Annotated in this window: 15 protein-coding genes; 11 read left to right on the top strand and 4 right to left on the bottom strand. The window is 70.6% G+C overall.

The window, feature by feature from the left end; all coding sequences use genetic code 11:
* Positions 1–7: 7 nt before the first annotated feature.
* On the bottom strand, positions 8–616 hold the full coding sequence (locus AC6CQV_RS07990) for a hypothetical protein (protein ID WP_492491162.1): 609 nt from the start codon (positions 614–616) through the stop codon (positions 8–10).
* Between the two features lie 62 nt (positions 617–678).
* Between AC6CQV_RS07990 and AC6CQV_RS07985 the strand changes: the two genes are divergently transcribed.
* Positions 679–2,418, top strand: a complete 1,740-nt coding sequence (locus AC6CQV_RS07985) for an ABC transporter ATP-binding protein (RefSeq protein WP_060960150.1) — start codon at positions 679–681, stop codon at positions 2,416–2,418.
* Between the two features lie 101 nt (positions 2,419–2,519).
* Entirely contained in the window at positions 2,520–4,433 is a 1,914-nt protein-coding gene (typA, locus tag AC6CQV_RS07980) for a translational GTPase TypA (RefSeq protein WP_061782245.1), read from the top strand.
* 103 nt (positions 4,434–4,536) lie between these two features.
* Here the strand turns inward: typA and AC6CQV_RS07975 are convergent, their stop codons facing one another.
* The gene (locus AC6CQV_RS07975) at positions 4,537–5,085 is read right to left on the bottom strand and encodes a helix-turn-helix domain-containing protein (RefSeq protein ID WP_174524674.1); all 549 of its coding nucleotides are present in this window, start codon (positions 5,083–5,085) and stop codon (positions 4,537–4,539) included.
* Between the two features lie 66 nt (positions 5,086–5,151).
* Here AC6CQV_RS07975 and AC6CQV_RS07970 point away from each other — a divergent pair, with 66 nt between their 5' ends.
* The 7 genes from AC6CQV_RS07970 to ddaH all read left to right on the top strand — a co-directional run bounded on the left by AC6CQV_RS07970 (position 5,152) and on the right by ddaH (position 10,229).
* Positions 5,152–5,853: an AzlC family ABC transporter permease gene (locus AC6CQV_RS07970; RefSeq protein ID WP_498259176.1), complete on the top strand. Its 702-nt coding sequence runs from the start codon at positions 5,152–5,154 to the stop codon at positions 5,851–5,853.
* Positions 5,850–6,164 carry an AzlD domain-containing protein gene (locus AC6CQV_RS07965; RefSeq protein ID WP_191008405.1) on the top strand — a complete coding sequence of 105 codons (315 nt, stop codon included), beginning with the start codon at positions 5,850–5,852 and terminating at the stop codon, positions 6,162–6,164. The genes AC6CQV_RS07970 and AC6CQV_RS07965 overlap by 4 nt, the downstream gene beginning before the upstream one ends.
* Before the next feature lie 9 nt (positions 6,165–6,173).
* Positions 6,174–6,584 (top strand): hypothetical protein, encoded by a 411-nt coding sequence (locus AC6CQV_RS07960; protein WP_060960153.1) that lies wholly within the window; start codon positions 6,174–6,176, stop codon positions 6,582–6,584.
* 9 nt (positions 6,585–6,593) lie between these two features.
* Entirely contained in the window at positions 6,594–6,914 is a 321-nt protein-coding gene (gene fdxA / locus AC6CQV_RS07955) for a ferredoxin (RefSeq protein ID WP_060960154.1), read from the top strand.
* Positions 6,914–8,014, top strand: coding sequence for a succinyldiaminopimelate transaminase (dapC, locus tag AC6CQV_RS07950; protein ID WP_060960155.1), 1,101 nt, complete (start codon positions 6,914–6,916; stop codon positions 8,012–8,014). Before fdxA ends, dapC begins: the two co-directional genes overlap by 1 nt.
* A gap of 111 nt (positions 8,015–8,125) precedes the next feature.
* Complete coding sequence (locus tag AC6CQV_RS07945) at positions 8,126–9,421, top strand: citrate synthase (protein ID WP_060960156.1); 1,296 nt, start codon at positions 8,126–8,128, stop codon at positions 9,419–9,421.
* A 46-nt stretch (positions 9,422–9,467) separates the two neighbouring features.
* A complete protein-coding gene (gene ddaH, locus AC6CQV_RS07940) occupies positions 9,468–10,229 on the top strand; it encodes a dimethylargininase (RefSeq protein ID WP_498259175.1) in 762 nt (253 codons plus the stop codon).
* 85 nt (positions 10,230–10,314) lie between these two features.
* Here the strand turns inward: ddaH and ppk2 are convergent, their stop codons facing one another.
* Both ppk2 and dapD read right to left on the bottom strand, forming a co-directional pair.
* Positions 10,315–11,100, bottom strand: a complete 786-nt coding sequence (ppk2, locus tag AC6CQV_RS07935; RefSeq protein ID WP_205283558.1) for a polyphosphate kinase 2 — start codon at positions 11,098–11,100, stop codon at positions 10,315–10,317.
* Between the two features lie 38 nt (positions 11,101–11,138).
* Positions 11,139–12,092 carry a 2,3,4,5-tetrahydropyridine-2,6-dicarboxylate N-succinyltransferase gene (gene dapD / locus AC6CQV_RS07930; RefSeq protein ID WP_498259174.1) on the bottom strand — a complete coding sequence of 318 codons (954 nt, stop codon included), beginning with the start codon at positions 12,090–12,092 and terminating at the stop codon, positions 11,139–11,141.
* Between the two features lie 43 nt (positions 12,093–12,135).
* Between dapD and dapE the strand changes: the two genes are divergently transcribed.
* Positions 12,136–13,212 carry a succinyl-diaminopimelate desuccinylase gene (gene dapE, locus AC6CQV_RS07925; RefSeq protein WP_060960202.1) on the top strand — a complete coding sequence of 359 codons (1,077 nt, stop codon included), beginning with the start codon at positions 12,136–12,138 and terminating at the stop codon, positions 13,210–13,212.
* The gene (locus AC6CQV_RS07920; protein WP_498259173.1) at positions 13,194–14,438 is read left to right on the top strand and encodes a hypothetical protein; all 1,245 of its coding nucleotides are present in this window, start codon (positions 13,194–13,196) and stop codon (positions 14,436–14,438) included. The genes dapE and AC6CQV_RS07920 overlap by 19 nt, the downstream gene beginning before the upstream one ends.
* Positions 14,439–14,525: the final 87 nt, after the last annotated feature.

The following is a 14,525-nucleotide window of genomic DNA, read 5'->3' as shown; positions in this document are numbered from 1 at the left end:
GATGCGGTCAGAGGTTCAGCAGCGCCGGGAACGTCGCGCCGACCAGCAGCACGGTGAGCGCGATGGCGCCGACGTGAACGCGGGTGTGGGCGCGGTCGCTGGCCGCGCGCCCGAGCGGGATGCGCTCCTGTTCGACCAGTGCGCTCCAGACGCCGCGCACGATGTAGGCGGCGTCGCCCGAGTCGGTGCCCAGCGCGTCGGACTTGCGCAGGACGCCGCCCTCCTGGTGCGGTCCGAGGCTGTCGCGCCCGCCGCGGGGTCGCGTGAGCGCGCCGGCGGCCGGAGCCGCCGACGACCGGTACCGCCGGCCCGGCGTGACGACGGTCAGGGCGAAGCGCGTGTCGATGTCGACCACGATCGTCCACGGGATCTCGACGGTCGCGTACGGGTTGACGAGCGTGATGGCGGCGTCATCCCAGTGGATGCGCGGACGCCAGAACAGCTCGGCGACCAGCACGGCCAGCAGAGCCAGCGGCACCAGACCCCACAGGTACGCCGACGTCCGCGCCGCGCCCACCAGCACGACGAGCATCGCCCCCACGGCGATCGCCGCCCACGCGCCGATCGAGATCACGGTGTTGGTGGTCGACCGGTACTGGCGCACATCTTCCGTCATCCCCCCATCGTCGCATCCCGGATCACGAGTCCGTTCGCACGCACAACAGAAGGAACCCGCCGATGAGAACGTCCCGCGGCATGCTGCCCACCACTGAGGCGCACCAGCCGGATCGCGGCCCGGTGCTCGAGGTCACGGACCTCAATGTCGACTTCGGCGTCGACGGCTACTGGGTGCCCGCGGCGCGGCACGTGTCGTACTCGATCGCCTCGGGGGAGGTGCTCGCCATCGTCGGCGAGTCCGGCTCGGGCAAGAGCGTCTCGTCGATGTCGCTGCTCGGTCTCCTCCCGAAGAACTCGCGGGTGAGCGGCAGTGCGAAGCTCGACGGCCGCGAGCTGATCGGGATGAAGCCGCGCGACATGCAGGAGATCCGCGGCAACCAGATCTCGATGATCTTCCAGGAGCCGATGACCGCGCTGAACCCGGTGCTGACCGTCGGGTTCCAGATCGTGGAGACCCTGCGCCAGCACTTCGGTGTCTCCCCGGCGGAGGCCAAGGCCCGAGCGATCGAGCTGCTGACCCTCGTCGAGCTGCCCGACCCGGTGAAGGCGTTCGACTCCTACCCCCATCAGCTGTCCGGCGGTCAGCGCCAGCGCGCGATGATCGCGCAGTCGCTGTCCTGCGACCCGCTGCTGCTGGTCGCCGACGAGCCCACCACGGCCCTCGACGTGACGGTGCAGGCCGAGATCCTCGAGCTGATGCGCAAGCTGCAGGACCGGCTCGGCTCCGCGATCCTGCTCATCACGCACGACATGGGCGTCGTCGCCGACATGGCCGACCGCATCGTGGTCATGCGTCAGGGCGACATCGTCGAGACGGGCGCCGTGGCCGAGGTGTTCGCCGATCCGCAGCATCCGTACACGCGTGCGCTCCTGGCGGCCGTGCCGCGGATCACCACCGAGGACCTGCAGGCTCCCGAGGCGGCCCATCCGACCGCTCCGGTCGTCGTCTCCTTCGACGACGTCGCGATCGAGTACCCCAAGCGCGGCCGCGTGCCGGCTTTCCGCGCGGCGGACCACATCGACCTGAAGATCTATCAGGGCGAAGTGCTGGGCCTCGTCGGCGAGTCGGGGTCGGGCAAGACGACGATCGGACGCGCGACGATCGGCCTGCTGCCGATCCACTCCGGACGTCTCGAGGTGGCCGGGATGGACATCTCGAAGGCCGGCCGCGATCAGTTGCACGCGCTGCACCACGAGGTGGGCATCGTCTTCCAGGACCCCTCCAGCTCGCTGAACCCGCGCATGACCATCGGCGACTCCATCGCCGAGCCGATCCTGCTGTCGGAGAAGATCAAGGGCGCCCCGCTCGACAAGCGCGTCCGGGCGCTGCTGGACTCGGTGCGCCTGCCGCGCGAGTACGCCTCGCGCTACCCGCACGAGCTCTCCGGCGGCCAGAAGCAGCGTGTCGGCATCGCCCGCGCGCTCGCGCTGAACCCGAAGGTGCTCGTTGCCGACGAGCCCACCAGCGCGCTGGACGTCTCGGTGCAGGCGACGGTGCTCGAGCTGCTGAAGGACCTCCAGCGCGAGCGCGGGTTCGCGTGCCTGTTCATCAGCCACGACCTCGCCGTCATCGACGAGCTCGCCGACCGCATCGCCGTGATGCGCCACGGCGCGCTCGTCGAGGTGGGCAGCCGCGACCAGATCATGCGCCGCCCGCAGCAGGCGTACACCAAGCGGCTGCTGGCCGCCGTCCCCGTCCCCGACCCGGAGATCCAGCGCGAGCGTCGCGACCGGCGCCTGGCCGATCTGGCCGCCGGCGTCGACGCCGACGAGGTTCCCGGAGACGCCGCTCCGGCGTGACGGTCGGCACCGGCGATGCCGCGGGGGACGCCGCGGCATCCGGCTTGTAGAATGGGAGGCGCTCTGCTCGGAGCGTCTCCCTTTCTCGTTAGGTCATCTCCATGGCGCACGCCCTCCGTCCGGATCTCCGCAACGTCGCGATCGTCGCGCACGTCGACCACGGCAAGACGACGCTCGTGGATGCCATGCTCCGTCAGACCGGCTCGTTCGGCTCTCACGAGCACATGGAGGAGCGGGCGATGGACTCGAACGACCTCGAGCGCGAGAAGGGCATCACGATCCTCGCCAAGAACACGGCGATCACCTACAACGGCCTGCACACCGAGGTGCCGGTCACGATCAACGTGATCGACACCCCCGGCCACGCCGACTTCGGCGGCGAGGTCGAGCGCGGTCTGTCGATGGTCGACGGCGTCGTGCTGCTGGTGGATGCCTCGGAGGGCCCTCTGCCGCAGACGCGCTTCGTCCTGCGTAAGGCGCTGGAGGCGAAGCTGCCGGTGATCCTGCTGGTCAACAAGACCGACCGCCCCGACGCGCGCATCGCCGAGGTCGAGGAGGAGGCGCACGACCTTCTGCTGGGTCTCGCCGGCGACCTCGTCGACGACGTGCCCGACCTCGACGTCGACGCCCTGCTGGACGTTCCCGTCGTCTACGCGTCCGGCCGTGCCGGCGCCGCCTCGCGCAACCGTCCCGCCAACGGCGAGCTGCCCGACAACGACGACCTCGAGCCGCTGTTCGAGGCGATCCTCGAGCACGTCCCGGCTCCCGCGTACGACGACGAGGCGCCCCTGCAGGCCTGGGTCACCAACCTCGACTCCTCGCCGTTCCTCGGCCGCCTGGCGCTGCTGCGCGTCTTCAACGGCACCCTGAAGAAGGGCCAGACCGTCGCGTGGGTGCGCCATGACGGCACGCACTCCAACGCACGGATCACCGAGCTGCTGAAGACCCGTGCGCTCGAGCGCTACCCGGCCGAGTCCGCCGGCCCCGGCGACATCGTCGCCATCGCCGGCATCGAGGACATCACGATCGGCGAGACGATCGCCGACCCCGAGGACGTGCGGCCGTTGCCGGCCATCACGGTGGACGACCCCGCGATCTCGATGACCATCGGCACGAACACGTCGCCGCTGATGGGCAAGGTCAAGGGGCACAAGCTGACGGCGCGCATGGTGAAGGACCGCCTCGACCGTGAGCTCATCGGCAACGTCTCGCTCAAGGTCGTCGACATCGGACGCCCCGACGCCTGGGAGGTGCAGGGCCGCGGCGAGCTGGCCCTCGCCATCCTCGTCGAGAACATGCGTCGCGAGGGCTTCGAGCTCACGGTCGGCAAGCCGCAGGTGGTCACCCGCCGCGGCGAGGACGGCAAGCTCAAGGAGCCGTTCGAGCACCTGACGATCGACGCCCCCGAGGAGCACCTCGGCGCGATCACCCAGCTCATGGCCGCCCGCAAGGGTCGCATGGACACGATGACCAACCACGGCACCGGCTGGGTGCGCATGGAGTTCGTCGTGCCCTCGCGCGGTCTCATCGGCTTCCGCAGCGAGTTCCTCACGATCACGCGCGGCACCGGCATCGCCAACGCGATCTCGCACGGGTACGACGACTGGGCCGGTCAGATCACGACGCGCCAGAACGGCTCGATCGTCGCGGACCGCCAGGGCGTCGTCACGCCGTTCGCGATGATCGCGCTGCAGGAGCGCATGAGCTTCTTCGTGCAGCCGACCGAAGAGGTCTACGAGGGCATGGTCATCGGCGAGAACTCACGCGCCGACGACATGGACGTCAACATCACGAAGGAGAAGAAGCTGACGAACATGCGCTCGTCGACCTCCGACTCCTTCGAGTCGATGACGCCGCCGCGCGTGCTCACGCTGGAGGAGTCGCTCGAGTTCGCGCGCGACGACGAATGCGTCGAGGTCACCCCCGAGAAGGTGCGCATCCGCAAGGTCGTGCTCGACGCGACCGAGCGCGGCCGCGCCGCCTCCCGCGCGAAGCGCCAGGACGCCGGCGCGTAAGCGCGCCGCCCGTCGCCGAACCGCCACGCTCCGGCCGAGCCGCCATCCGGCGGTGCGGCCGGAGCGTGGCGGCTCGGCCGGGGGATAGCGGCTCGCGGCGGGGTCAGCGCACCTCGGAGACGAGGACGGCGGTGGTGCCGGGGCGGCGGGCCTCGAACACGTGCGGAGCATCTCCGCGGTAGCGCAGATAGTCTCCGGGGCCGAGCTCCACCGGTGCGTCCGTCGGACCGACGAGCGCGGAGCCCGTGACGATGACGACGTGCTCCGTCGTGCCGGGGGAGTGCGGCTGCGACGAGCGGGGTGATCCGGGTTCGGCACGCAGGAGGTACAGGTCGCTGCGCGACTGCGGAGCCCCCGCCGCCAGCAGCAGCGCCTCGTACGGCGCGTCCGACGCGCGGATGCCGCTGCCGTCGCGGGCCCGGATGAGCGTGGGGGCCTCGTCGGGCTCCGCCACGAACACGGCGAACGGCACGTCCAGCGCCGTCGCGATCGCCCACAGGGTCTCGACACTGGGGTTGGCCGTGCCGGATTCGAGCTGCGACACGGTGGCCTTGCCGACACCGGCCCGACGGGCGAGCTCCGACACGCTCAGCCCGGCGCGGTCGCGTTCGCGGCGGAGGGCGTGCGAGATCCGAGGGCCGAGGGCATCCATGTCGTTCAGTATGGCAAACATTCGTTCGGTTTGACGAACGCGCGTCCGCTCGTGATGATGGTGTCCATGGATGCCGGGAGCGCGCGCACTGCCGCCGAGCGCCGCGCGTGGCGCGAAGGCGTCGGCGTCGCGCTCGCCACGAGCGCCTACGGCGTGTCGTTCGGCGCCCTGTCCGTGGCCTCCGGGCTGGACGTGTGGCAGACGTGCCTGCTCAGCCTCGTGATGTTCACGGGAGGATCCCAGTTCGCGTTCGTCGGCGTCATCGGCGCCGGGGGAGTCGCCGCGGCCCCGGCGGCGATCGCCTCGGCCGTGCTGCTGGGGGCGCGCAACATCGCGTACGGTCTGCGGATGGCGCCGGTCGTCGGCTCCGGCTGGCGGCGCCTCTTCGCGCCGCATCTGACGATCGACGAGTCGACCGCGGTCGCGCTCGCCCACTCCGAGCCGCGGGCTCGTCGCATCGGGTTCTGGGTGACCGGTATCGGCATCTACATCGGCTGGAACCTCTCCACGCTCGCCGGCGGCCTGCTGGGCGACGTTCTCGGTGACCCCCGGGCGTATGGTCTCGATGCGGCCGCGGCTGCCGCCTTCCTGGCGTTGCTGTGGCCGCGCCTGCGCCGTCGGCAGGCGATCGCCGTGGGCGTCGCCGCGGCGGTCGTCGCGACCGCCCTGACGCCGGTGCTCATGCCGGGGATTCCCGTGCTGGTCGCCGCCGTCGTGGCGATCGCCGTGGGATGGACCAACGCGTTCGGCGAGAGGGCGAGGACATGACGCTCTGGACCGCGGTGCTCGTCGCGGCCCTGCTGTGCCTCGCCCTCAAGGCGCTGGGCTACGTCATCCCCGCGCGATGGTTCGAGGCTCCGCGCGCGCAGCGATCGATCGATCTGCTCACCGTGGCCCTGCTGGCTGCGCTGGTGGCGGTGCAGACGCTCGGCGTCGGCCAGCAGATCGTCGCCGACGCCCGGGTCCCGGCGGTCGTGATCGCGGCGGGACTGCTGATCCTGCGCGCGCCGTTCCTGGTGGTCGTGGTGGCCGCGGCGGTCGTCGCCGCGCTCCTGCGGGCGTGGGGATGGGCGACGTAGACTCGCCGGGTGAGAATCGCACGGATCGGCACGTGGGCGGTCGCCGCCGTCATCGGACTCGTCTACGGCGCCGCGGGGACGATCGGGCAAGCCGCCTCCTGGGGCGCCCTTCCCGTCGGGCTCGTCGTCGCCGTCATCGGCACGGGCGCGCTCCTTCTCGCCGTCCGTCTGCTCACCGGCGACCGGTGGGCGGGCCTGGCCACGGGGCTCGGCGTGCTGCTGACGACCCTGGCGTTGTCGGGTCGCGGACCGGGCGGATCGGTCGTCGTGCCCGCCCCCGCCGACGGGCAGCTGTCGACCGGGCTGATCTGGACCTTCGCGGTGCCCGTGATGGCGGCGATCGTCGTCGCCTGGCCGCAGCTGCCGGCATCCGCTCGGCGGACGGCCCCGCTTCACGACGACACCACGGGCACGAACTAGACTCAAGACGTGACATATGTGATCGCCCTGCCGTGCGTGGATGTGAAGGATCGTGCCTGTATCGACGAATGCCCCGTCGACTGCATCTACGAAGGTGAGCGTTCGCTCTACATCCACCCCGACGAGTGCGTCGACTGCGGCGCGTGCGAGCCGGTCTGCCCCGTCGAGGCGATCTACTACGAAGACGATCTGCCCGAGGAGTGGCAGGACTACTACACGGCGAACGTCGAGTTCTTCGAGGACATCGGCTCGCCCGGTGGCGCGGCCAAGGTCGGCGTGATCGCGAAGGACCATCCCGTGATCTCGGCCCTTCCCCCGCAGACGCACTGATGGCCGTCCGCGATCTCGACGACTACCCGTGGGATGCCGTCGCACCCTACGCCGCGCGCGCGAAGGCGCACCCCGACGGGATCGTCGACCTCTCCATCGGATCGCCCGTCGACCCGACCCCGGAGATCGTGGCCGACGCCCTGCGCGCGGCGACCGACGCGCACTCCTACCCGTTGACGGTCGGGTCGCCCGCGCTGCGCGAGGCGATCGTCGACTGGTACGCGCGTCGCCGCGGCGTTCCCGGCCTCACCACGCAGGAGGTCCTGCCGACCGTCGGGTCGAAGGAGCTGGTGGCGCTGCTGCCGCTGCTGCTCGACCTCGGTCCGGGCGACGTCGTGGTCCACCCCCGCGCGGCCTACCCGACGTACGAGGTGGGAGCGAAGCTCGTCGGCGCCTCGCCGGTCGCCGCCGACGACCCGGCCGAGTGGCCCGAGGGCACGCGGCTGGTCTGGCTCAACACGCCCGGCAACCCCGACGGACGCGTCCTGGACGTCGACGCGTTGCGCGCGGCGGTCGAGCGCGGCCGCGCGATCGGTGCCATCGTCGTGAGCGACGAGTGCTACGCCGAGCTCGGCTGGGACGGCCCGTGGGCCACGCAGCCGGTGCCGAGCATCCTCGATCCCCGCGTGGTCGGGTCCGACCGCCGCGGCATCCTGTCGGTGTACTCCCTCAGCAAGCAGTCGAACCTGGCCGGATACCGCGCCGCTTTCCTCGCCGGCGACGACGCGCTCGTCGCGCGGTTGCTGACGGCGCGCAAGCACCTGGGACTCATGCTGCCGGCGCCCGTGCAGGCGGCGATGACCGTCGCGCTCGGCGATGACGCCCACGTCGCCGAGCAGCGCGAGCGCTACCGCGTCCGGCGCGACATCCTCCGTCCCGCGCTGGAAGCGGCGGGCTTCCGCATCGACCACTCCGAGGGCGGCCTGTACCTGTGGGCGACCGAGGGGGTGGATGCGTGGGAGTCGATGAGCCGCCTGGCGGAGCTCGGCATCCTCGCCGGGCCGGGACACTTCTACGGGGCCCACTTCCCCCAGCACGTCCGCTTCTCGCTGACGGCGAGCGACGAGCGCATCCGCGCCGCGGCTGCGCGTCTGCGCTGAGACCTTCGTAGTTTTCCTCCTACGGATTCCCGATTCCTTTGCGGTGGATCTGAGTAGGCCCGCGCGCCCAGTAGGCTGTAAAGGATCCCCCAACGACCGCAAGGAGGCTTCGTGAGCGACGCGGGAAACCCCCAGAAGGCCACGGTCACCGTCGGTGACCGCACCGCAGAACTGCCGATCCTCACCGGCACCGAAGGCGTGCCGAGCGTCGACTTCTCGACCTTCACGAAGCAGACCGGACATACGAGCCTGGACTACGGCTTCGTCAACACGGCGGCGACGAAGTCGGCCATCACCTTCATCGACGGCGACGAGGGCATCCTGCGCTACCGCGGGTATCCGATCGAGCAGCTGGCGAAGAACAGCACCTACCTCGAGGTGGCCTGGCTCCTGCTCTACGGCGAGCTGCCGACCGCCGACGAGCTCGCCGACTGGGACGACAAGATCCGCCACCACACGCTGCTGCACGAGGATCTCAAGCGCTTCTTCTCGTCGCTTCCGCACACCGCGCACCCGATGTCGGTGCTCTCGGCCGCCACGGCCGCGCTCTCGACCTACTACGAGGGGCAGTCCGACCCCAACAACCCCGAGCACGTCGAGCTCAACACGATCCGCCTGCTCGCGAAGCTCCCGGTCATCGCCGCCTATGCGCACAAGAAGAGCATCGGACAGGCCTTCCTCTACCCCGACAACTCGCTGAGCTTCGTCGACAACTTCCTGAAGCTGAACTTCGGCAACCTCGCCGAGGTGTACCAGGTGAACCCGGTGACCTCCCGCGCGCTCGAGCGGCTGCTGATCCTGCACGAAGACCACGAGCAGAACGCGTCGACCTCGACGGTGCGACTGGTCGGCTCGACGGGGGCCAACCAGTTCTCGTCGATCTCGGCGGGCATCAACGCCCTCTACGGTCCGCTGCACGGCGGCGCCAACGAGGCCGTGCTCGACATGCTCGCGCGCATCCAGGAGTCCGGCGAGAGCGTGCAGCGCTTCGTCGAGCGGGTCAAGAACAAGGAAGACGGTGTCAAGCTCATGGGCTTCGGACACCGCGTCTACAAGAACTACGACCCGCGCGCGAAGCTCGTCAAGGAGTCGGCGGACGAGATCCTCGCCGAGCTGGGCGTGCACGACCCGCTGCTCGATCTCGCGCAGGAGCTGGAGCAGGTCGCCCTGGAGGACGACTACTTCAAGGAGCGCCGGCTGTACCCGAACGTCGACTTCTACACCGGCGTCATCTACAAGGCGATGGGCTTTCCCACGCGCATGTTCACGCCGCTGTTCGCGATCGGGCGGCTCCCAGGATGGCTCGCGCACTGGCGCGAGATGCAGCACGATCCGCAGACGAAGATCGGCCGTCCGCAGCAGCTGTACGTCGGCGCGGCCGAGCGGGACTATCCCGGCGCACGCTGACGCGGCATCCGGCGGACGCCTCGGCGGGATCCACTAGGGTCGAGCCATGTCGCGTCTGCTGGTCCGCCGTCCCTCGCCCCGCCTCGCCGACGGCGAGGTCACGCACATCGGTCGCACGTCGGTCGACGCCGACCTCGCCCAGCGGCAGTGGGAGGCGTACGTCGACGTCTTCCGTTCGCGCGGTTGGCAGATCCAGGAGATCGCACCCGCGGACGACCAGCCCGACGGGGTCTTCGTCGAGGATGCCGTGGTCGTCTTCGACGACCTCGCGGTGCTGTGCCGGGCCGGCGCGCCGTCGCGCCGCGGTGAGGCGGCGTCGGTGCGGGATGCCCTGGCGGACACCGGACTGCAGACGGCCGAGATCGTCGCGCCGGGCACCCTCGACGGCGGTGACGTCCTGAAGGTCGGCCGGACCGTGTACGTCGGCGCGTCCGCCCGCACGAACGCGGACGGCATCGCCCAGCTGACCGCGCTGCTCGCCCCGCGCGGGTGGACGGTGGTCGCGGTGCCGGTCGAGCGCGTGCTGCACCTCAAGAGCGGTGTCACGGCGCTGCCCGACGGCACGGTGGTGGGGTACGAGCCGCTCGTCGACGATCCGTCGGCGTTCCCCGTCTTCGAGGCGGTGCCGGAGGAGCACGGCACGGCGGTGGTCGTGCTCGGCCCGACGGAGGTGCTGATGTCGGCGGACGCCCCGGAGACCGCCGAGCGCTACGCCGCGCGCGGGCTGACGGTGGTCGCGACGCCGATCACCGAGTTCGAGAAGCTCGAGGGCTGCGTGACGTGCCTCTCGGTCCGCATCCGCGACTGAACGGAATCGGAGCCGCGCAACGGATGCGGTCGGCGCGAGCCGCGGCATCCGATGCTGTCGTCGAACTCCGATTCTGCGACGCCGGTCAGCGCGCGATCGTCGCGGCGTAATCCGGCACGTAGTTCTGCAGTTCGCGCGGGGGCCGCTCATAGCCGCCGGAGGCGGGGCGCGGCGGGATGTCGATGGGAGCCCGCTCGACGTCCTCGTAGGGGATCTGCGACAGCAGGTGGTGGATCATGTTGATCCGTCCCCGGCGCTTGTCCTCGTTGTCGACCTCGAACCACGGCGACTCGGGGATGTCGGTGTGCACGAACATCGTGTCCTTCGCGCGCGAGTAGTCCTCCCACTTCGTGATGGACAGGACGTCGTTGGGCGAGAGCTTCCACCGTCGCATCGGGTCGTCGTTGCGCGAGCGGAACCGCTTCTCCTGCTCCACGTCGGAGACGCTGAACCAGTACTTCTTCAGCAGGATGCCGTCTTCCACCAGCATCCGCTCGAAGATCGGCACCTGGTGCAGGAAGCGATGGTATTCGGCGTTGGTGCAGTACCCCATCACGTGCTCGACGCCCGCGCGGTTGTACCAGGAGCGGTCCATCAGGACGATCTCACCGGCGGCCGGGAGGTGGGCGATGTAGCGCTGGAAGTACCACTCCGACTTCTCGCGCTCGGTCGGCGTCGGCAGGGCGACCACGCGGGTGACGCGCGGATTGAGGTACTGGGAGACGCGACTGATCGTGGATCCCTTGCCGGCCGCGTCACGCCCCTCGAAGATGACGACGATGCGCGCGCCCGTGGACTGGACCCACGCCTGCATGTCGACCAGCTGCGCCTGCAGCCGCTTCAGTTCGCGTTCGTACGGCTTCTTCGGCATCCGGTCGCTCATGACCAGATCGTAGCCGCCGCCGGCTCTCAGGCGTGCAGCGCCTCGTTGAGGGTGACCCCCACGCCCTCGCGGCGCACGGCCTCGACGGCGCCCGTGAGCGAGTTCCGCCGGAAGAGCAGGCTGTTCTGCCCCGACAGCTGCCCGCCCTTGACGACCGGGCGCGACCCGTCGTGCAGCGGCGCCTCGTTCGAGAGCACGATCTTGGTGCCCGCCGTCACGTAGAGGCCGGCCTCGACGATGCAGTCGTCGCCGAGGGAGATGCCGATGCCCGCGTTGGCGCCCAGGAGTGTCCGCGCGCCGATGGACACCCGGTGCGTCCCACCGCCGGACAGAGTGCCCATGATCGACGCGCCTCCGCCGATGTCCGAGCCGTCGCCCACGACGACGCCCTGCGAGATGCGGCCCTCCACCATGGACGCGCCGAGGGTGCCGGCGTTGAAGTTGACGAATCCCTCGTGCATGACCGTGGTGCCGGGGGACAGGTACGCGCCCAGGCGCACCCGGGAGGCGTCCGCGATGCGTACGCCCGGCGGCGTGACGTAGTCGAGCAGGCGCGGGAACTTGTCGAGGCCGTGCACCTGGATGCCGGCGCGCTGCAGGGCCGGCCGGAGCCGCTCCGCATCGCCCGGATGCATGGGACCCGCGGTGGTCCACGCGACGATCGGCAGGTGCCCGAAGATGCCGTCGAGGTTGAGGTCGTTGGGCGCGACGACGCGGTGCGACAGTGCGTGCAGGCGCAGGTACGCATCGGGCGTCGAGGCGGGCGCCGCATCGAGGTCCACCGCGACGGTGACGAGCTCGACCCCGACCGCGCGGCGCTCGTCGGGCTCGGCGAAGGAACCCCACGTCGCGGCGGCCTCAGCGACGTCGGCGTCGGTGGGAGCGCCGAGGCGCACCTCCGGGAACCAGGTGTCCAGCACCGTCCCGTCGCCGCTCGTCGTCGCCAGGCCGATGCCCCATACCGTCCGCTGCTCACTCATGCGTCCAGGCTATCGAAGCGGCGGGCCTCGATAGACTCGGCCCATGCCCGTGCTCGATCTGTCCGCCTCGTCCGTCGACCTCACGCGCACGATCTGCGACATCCCGAGCGTCTCCGGCGACGAGGCCACGCTCGCCGACGCCATCTTCGCGGCGATCTCGCCCCTCGCGCACCTGGAGGTGTATCGCGACGGCGACACGATCGTCGCGCGCACCGATCTCGGACGCGACCGTCGGGTCGCGATCGCCGGGCACATCGACACCGTGCCGATCAACGCCAACCTGCCGACCCGCGACATCGAGGTCGACGGGCGGCCCCATCTCTGGGGCCGCGGCACGGTGGACATGAAGGGCGGCACCGCGGTGCAGCTCAAACTCGCCGCCGAGCTGATCGCGCCGCGCGTGGACATCACGTGGCTCTGGTACGACAACGAGGAGGTCGATTCCGACCGCAACGGCCTCACCCGTCTCGCCCGCACCCGCCCCGATCTCTTCGCCGCCGACTTCGCCATCCTGGGCGAGCCGTCCAATGGCCAGGTCGAGGGCGGCTGCAACGGCACGCTCCGCGCCATCGCCCGCACCCACGGGGTGCGCGCCCACAGCGCCCGCGCCTGGATGGGGGAGAACGCCATCCACCGTGCGGCGCCGATCCTCGCGCGCCTCGCCGAGTACCGTCCGCGGGAGATCGCGGTCGACGGGCTCGTGTACCGCGAAGGGCTCAACGCCGTCCGCATCTCGGGCGGCGTCGCGGGCAACGTCATCCCCGACCTGTGCGAGGTCGAGGTGAACTTCCGCTTCGCCCCGAGCCGGAGCGTCGCGGATGCGGAGGCGCACGTGCGCCGCGTGCTGGAGGGCTTCGACGTCGAGATCGTCGATGCCGCCGCCGGCGCGCGGCCCGGGCTGGATGCGCCGCTCGCTCAGGAGTTCCTGGCGGCCGTCGGCGCCGAGGCCCGGCCCAAGTACGGCTGGACCGACGTGGCGCGCTTCGCGGCGCTGGGCGTGCCGGCCGTCAACTACGGCCCGGGCGATCCGAGCCTCGCGCACCATGACGAGGAGCGTGTCTCCTACGCGCAGATCGAGGACGTCGAACGTGGGCTGCGCGCGTGGCTGAGCGCGCCCTGACCGACGCCGGGGTGCCGGCGCGCGGATGGTCGCCCGTCGACCGTCTCGGCAGGCTCCGGCCCGCTCTGGCGGTGGCCGTGGTGTACGTCGCCGCGCGGGTCGTGACGACGGTGTTCCTGGCGATCGCGGCGGAGCTGTCGGGTCCCACCTCGAGGTTCGGGGCCGACGCGAACATCGGCACGCTGTCGATGGGGTGGGACGCCCAGTGGTACTGGGTCGTCGGCACGGCGGGCTATCCCGATCAGCTCCCGGTCGATGGGACCGGGCACGTCATGCAGAACGCGTGGGCGTTCATGCCGCTGTACCCCGCGCTCACGCGCGCCCTGTCGGTCGTGCTGGGCGGCAACTACCCGCTCGCCGCCGTCGTCCTCGCGATCGTCGCCGGCTACCTCGCCTGCCTGGTGCTCTTCCACCTGCTCCGCGCACGGATCGACGCGGCGGCGGCGCTGTGGGCGGTCGCGCTGCTGGCGGCATCCCCGTTGGCGGCCCTCTTTCAGATGGGCTATGCCGAGTCGCTCTTCCTGCTCTGGCTGTTCCTGGCTCTGCGGTGCCTGCAGCTGCGGCGGTTCGGATGGCTGTACCTGCTGATCCCGGCGATGGGCTACACCCGCCCGGGGGTGCTCGCGTTCGCCCTCCTGCTGGGCGCCTACGGGGTGTACCGGTGGGTGCGGCGGCGCACCGATCCGCTCGCCGCCGTCGAGGTCGTGCACATCGTGCTGCTGGGTCTTCTCGCCGTCGCGGTGGGCTTCTCCTGGCAGTTCATCGCCGGTGCCGTCACCGGTGACCCGAGTGCGTACATGGAGACGGAGCTGTCGTGGCGTCGCGGCTGGATCGGCGAGGGCGGCTTCGTCCCCTTCGACGGGTTCGTCCAGGCGGCGGCCCTGTGGTTCCGGCTGTGGGGCCTGCCCGAGGTGCTCGGCTACATCGCACTCGTCGTGGCGGTCGTGGCCGTCGCGGCGCTGCTGCTGTTCGAGCCGCACGTGCGCCGTCTGGGCGTCGAGGTGCGGCTGTGGTCCGGCGCGTATCTGCTGTACCTGCTGCTCGTGTTCTTCCCGCAGTCGAGCATCTTCCGACTGCTCCTGCCGCTCGCACCGCTCTACGGAGCGCTGGCGCTGCCGCCGCACCGGCTCTGGCGTGTGGGGATGCTGGTGCTCGGTCTCGTCGGCCAGTGGTGGTGGATCTACCAGATGCTCGCACTCGGGAACACGTACACACAGATCCCGTGAGAATGACGCCGCGGCACGCCGCGTTCGGCCACTGTCTCGGCTTACCGATAAACTTGACAGGTAGTCCGATGACGAAAAGGAGCCCGC

It is taken from the genome of Microbacterium sp. EG9 (assembly GCF_059759475.1).
The sequence above is the reverse complement of the archived record's forward strand: the minus strand, read 5'-3'. Positions and strand labels throughout refer to the sequence as shown.

Coding starts and splice junctions, on each gene's coding strand:
- AC6CQV_RS07965 (WP_191008405.1), top strand. CDS start 5,850: ATGACGCTCTGGACCGCGGTGCTCGTCGCGGCCCTGCTGTGCCTCGCC.
- ppk2 (WP_205283558.1), bottom strand. CDS start 11,100: ATGCCGAAGAAGCCGTACGAACGCGAACTGAAGCGGCTGCAGGCGCAG.
- AC6CQV_RS07985 (WP_060960150.1), top strand. CDS start 679: ATGAGAACGTCCCGCGGCATGCTGCCCACCACTGAGGCGCACCAGCCG.
- AC6CQV_RS07990 (WP_492491162.1), bottom strand. CDS start 616: ATGACGGAAGATGTGCGCCAGTACCGGTCGACCACCAACACCGTGATC.
- dapE (WP_060960202.1), top strand. CDS start 12,136: ATGCCCGTGCTCGATCTGTCCGCCTCGTCCGTCGACCTCACGCGCACG.
- dapD (WP_498259174.1), bottom strand. CDS start 12,092: ATGAGTGAGCAGCGGACGGTATGGGGCATCGGCCTGGCGACGACGAGC.
- AC6CQV_RS07970 (WP_498259176.1), top strand. CDS start 5,152: ATGGATGCCGGGAGCGCGCGCACTGCCGCCGAGCGCCGCGCGTGGCGC.
- dapC (WP_060960155.1), top strand. CDS start 6,914: ATGGCCGTCCGCGATCTCGACGACTACCCGTGGGATGCCGTCGCACCC.
- ddaH (WP_498259175.1), top strand. CDS start 9,468: ATGTCGCGTCTGCTGGTCCGCCGTCCCTCGCCCCGCCTCGCCGACGGC.
- AC6CQV_RS07975 (WP_174524674.1), bottom strand. CDS start 5,085: ATGGATGCCCTCGGCCCTCGGATCTCGCACGCCCTCCGCCGCGAACGC.
- typA (WP_061782245.1), top strand. CDS start 2,520: ATGGCGCACGCCCTCCGTCCGGATCTCCGCAACGTCGCGATCGTCGCG.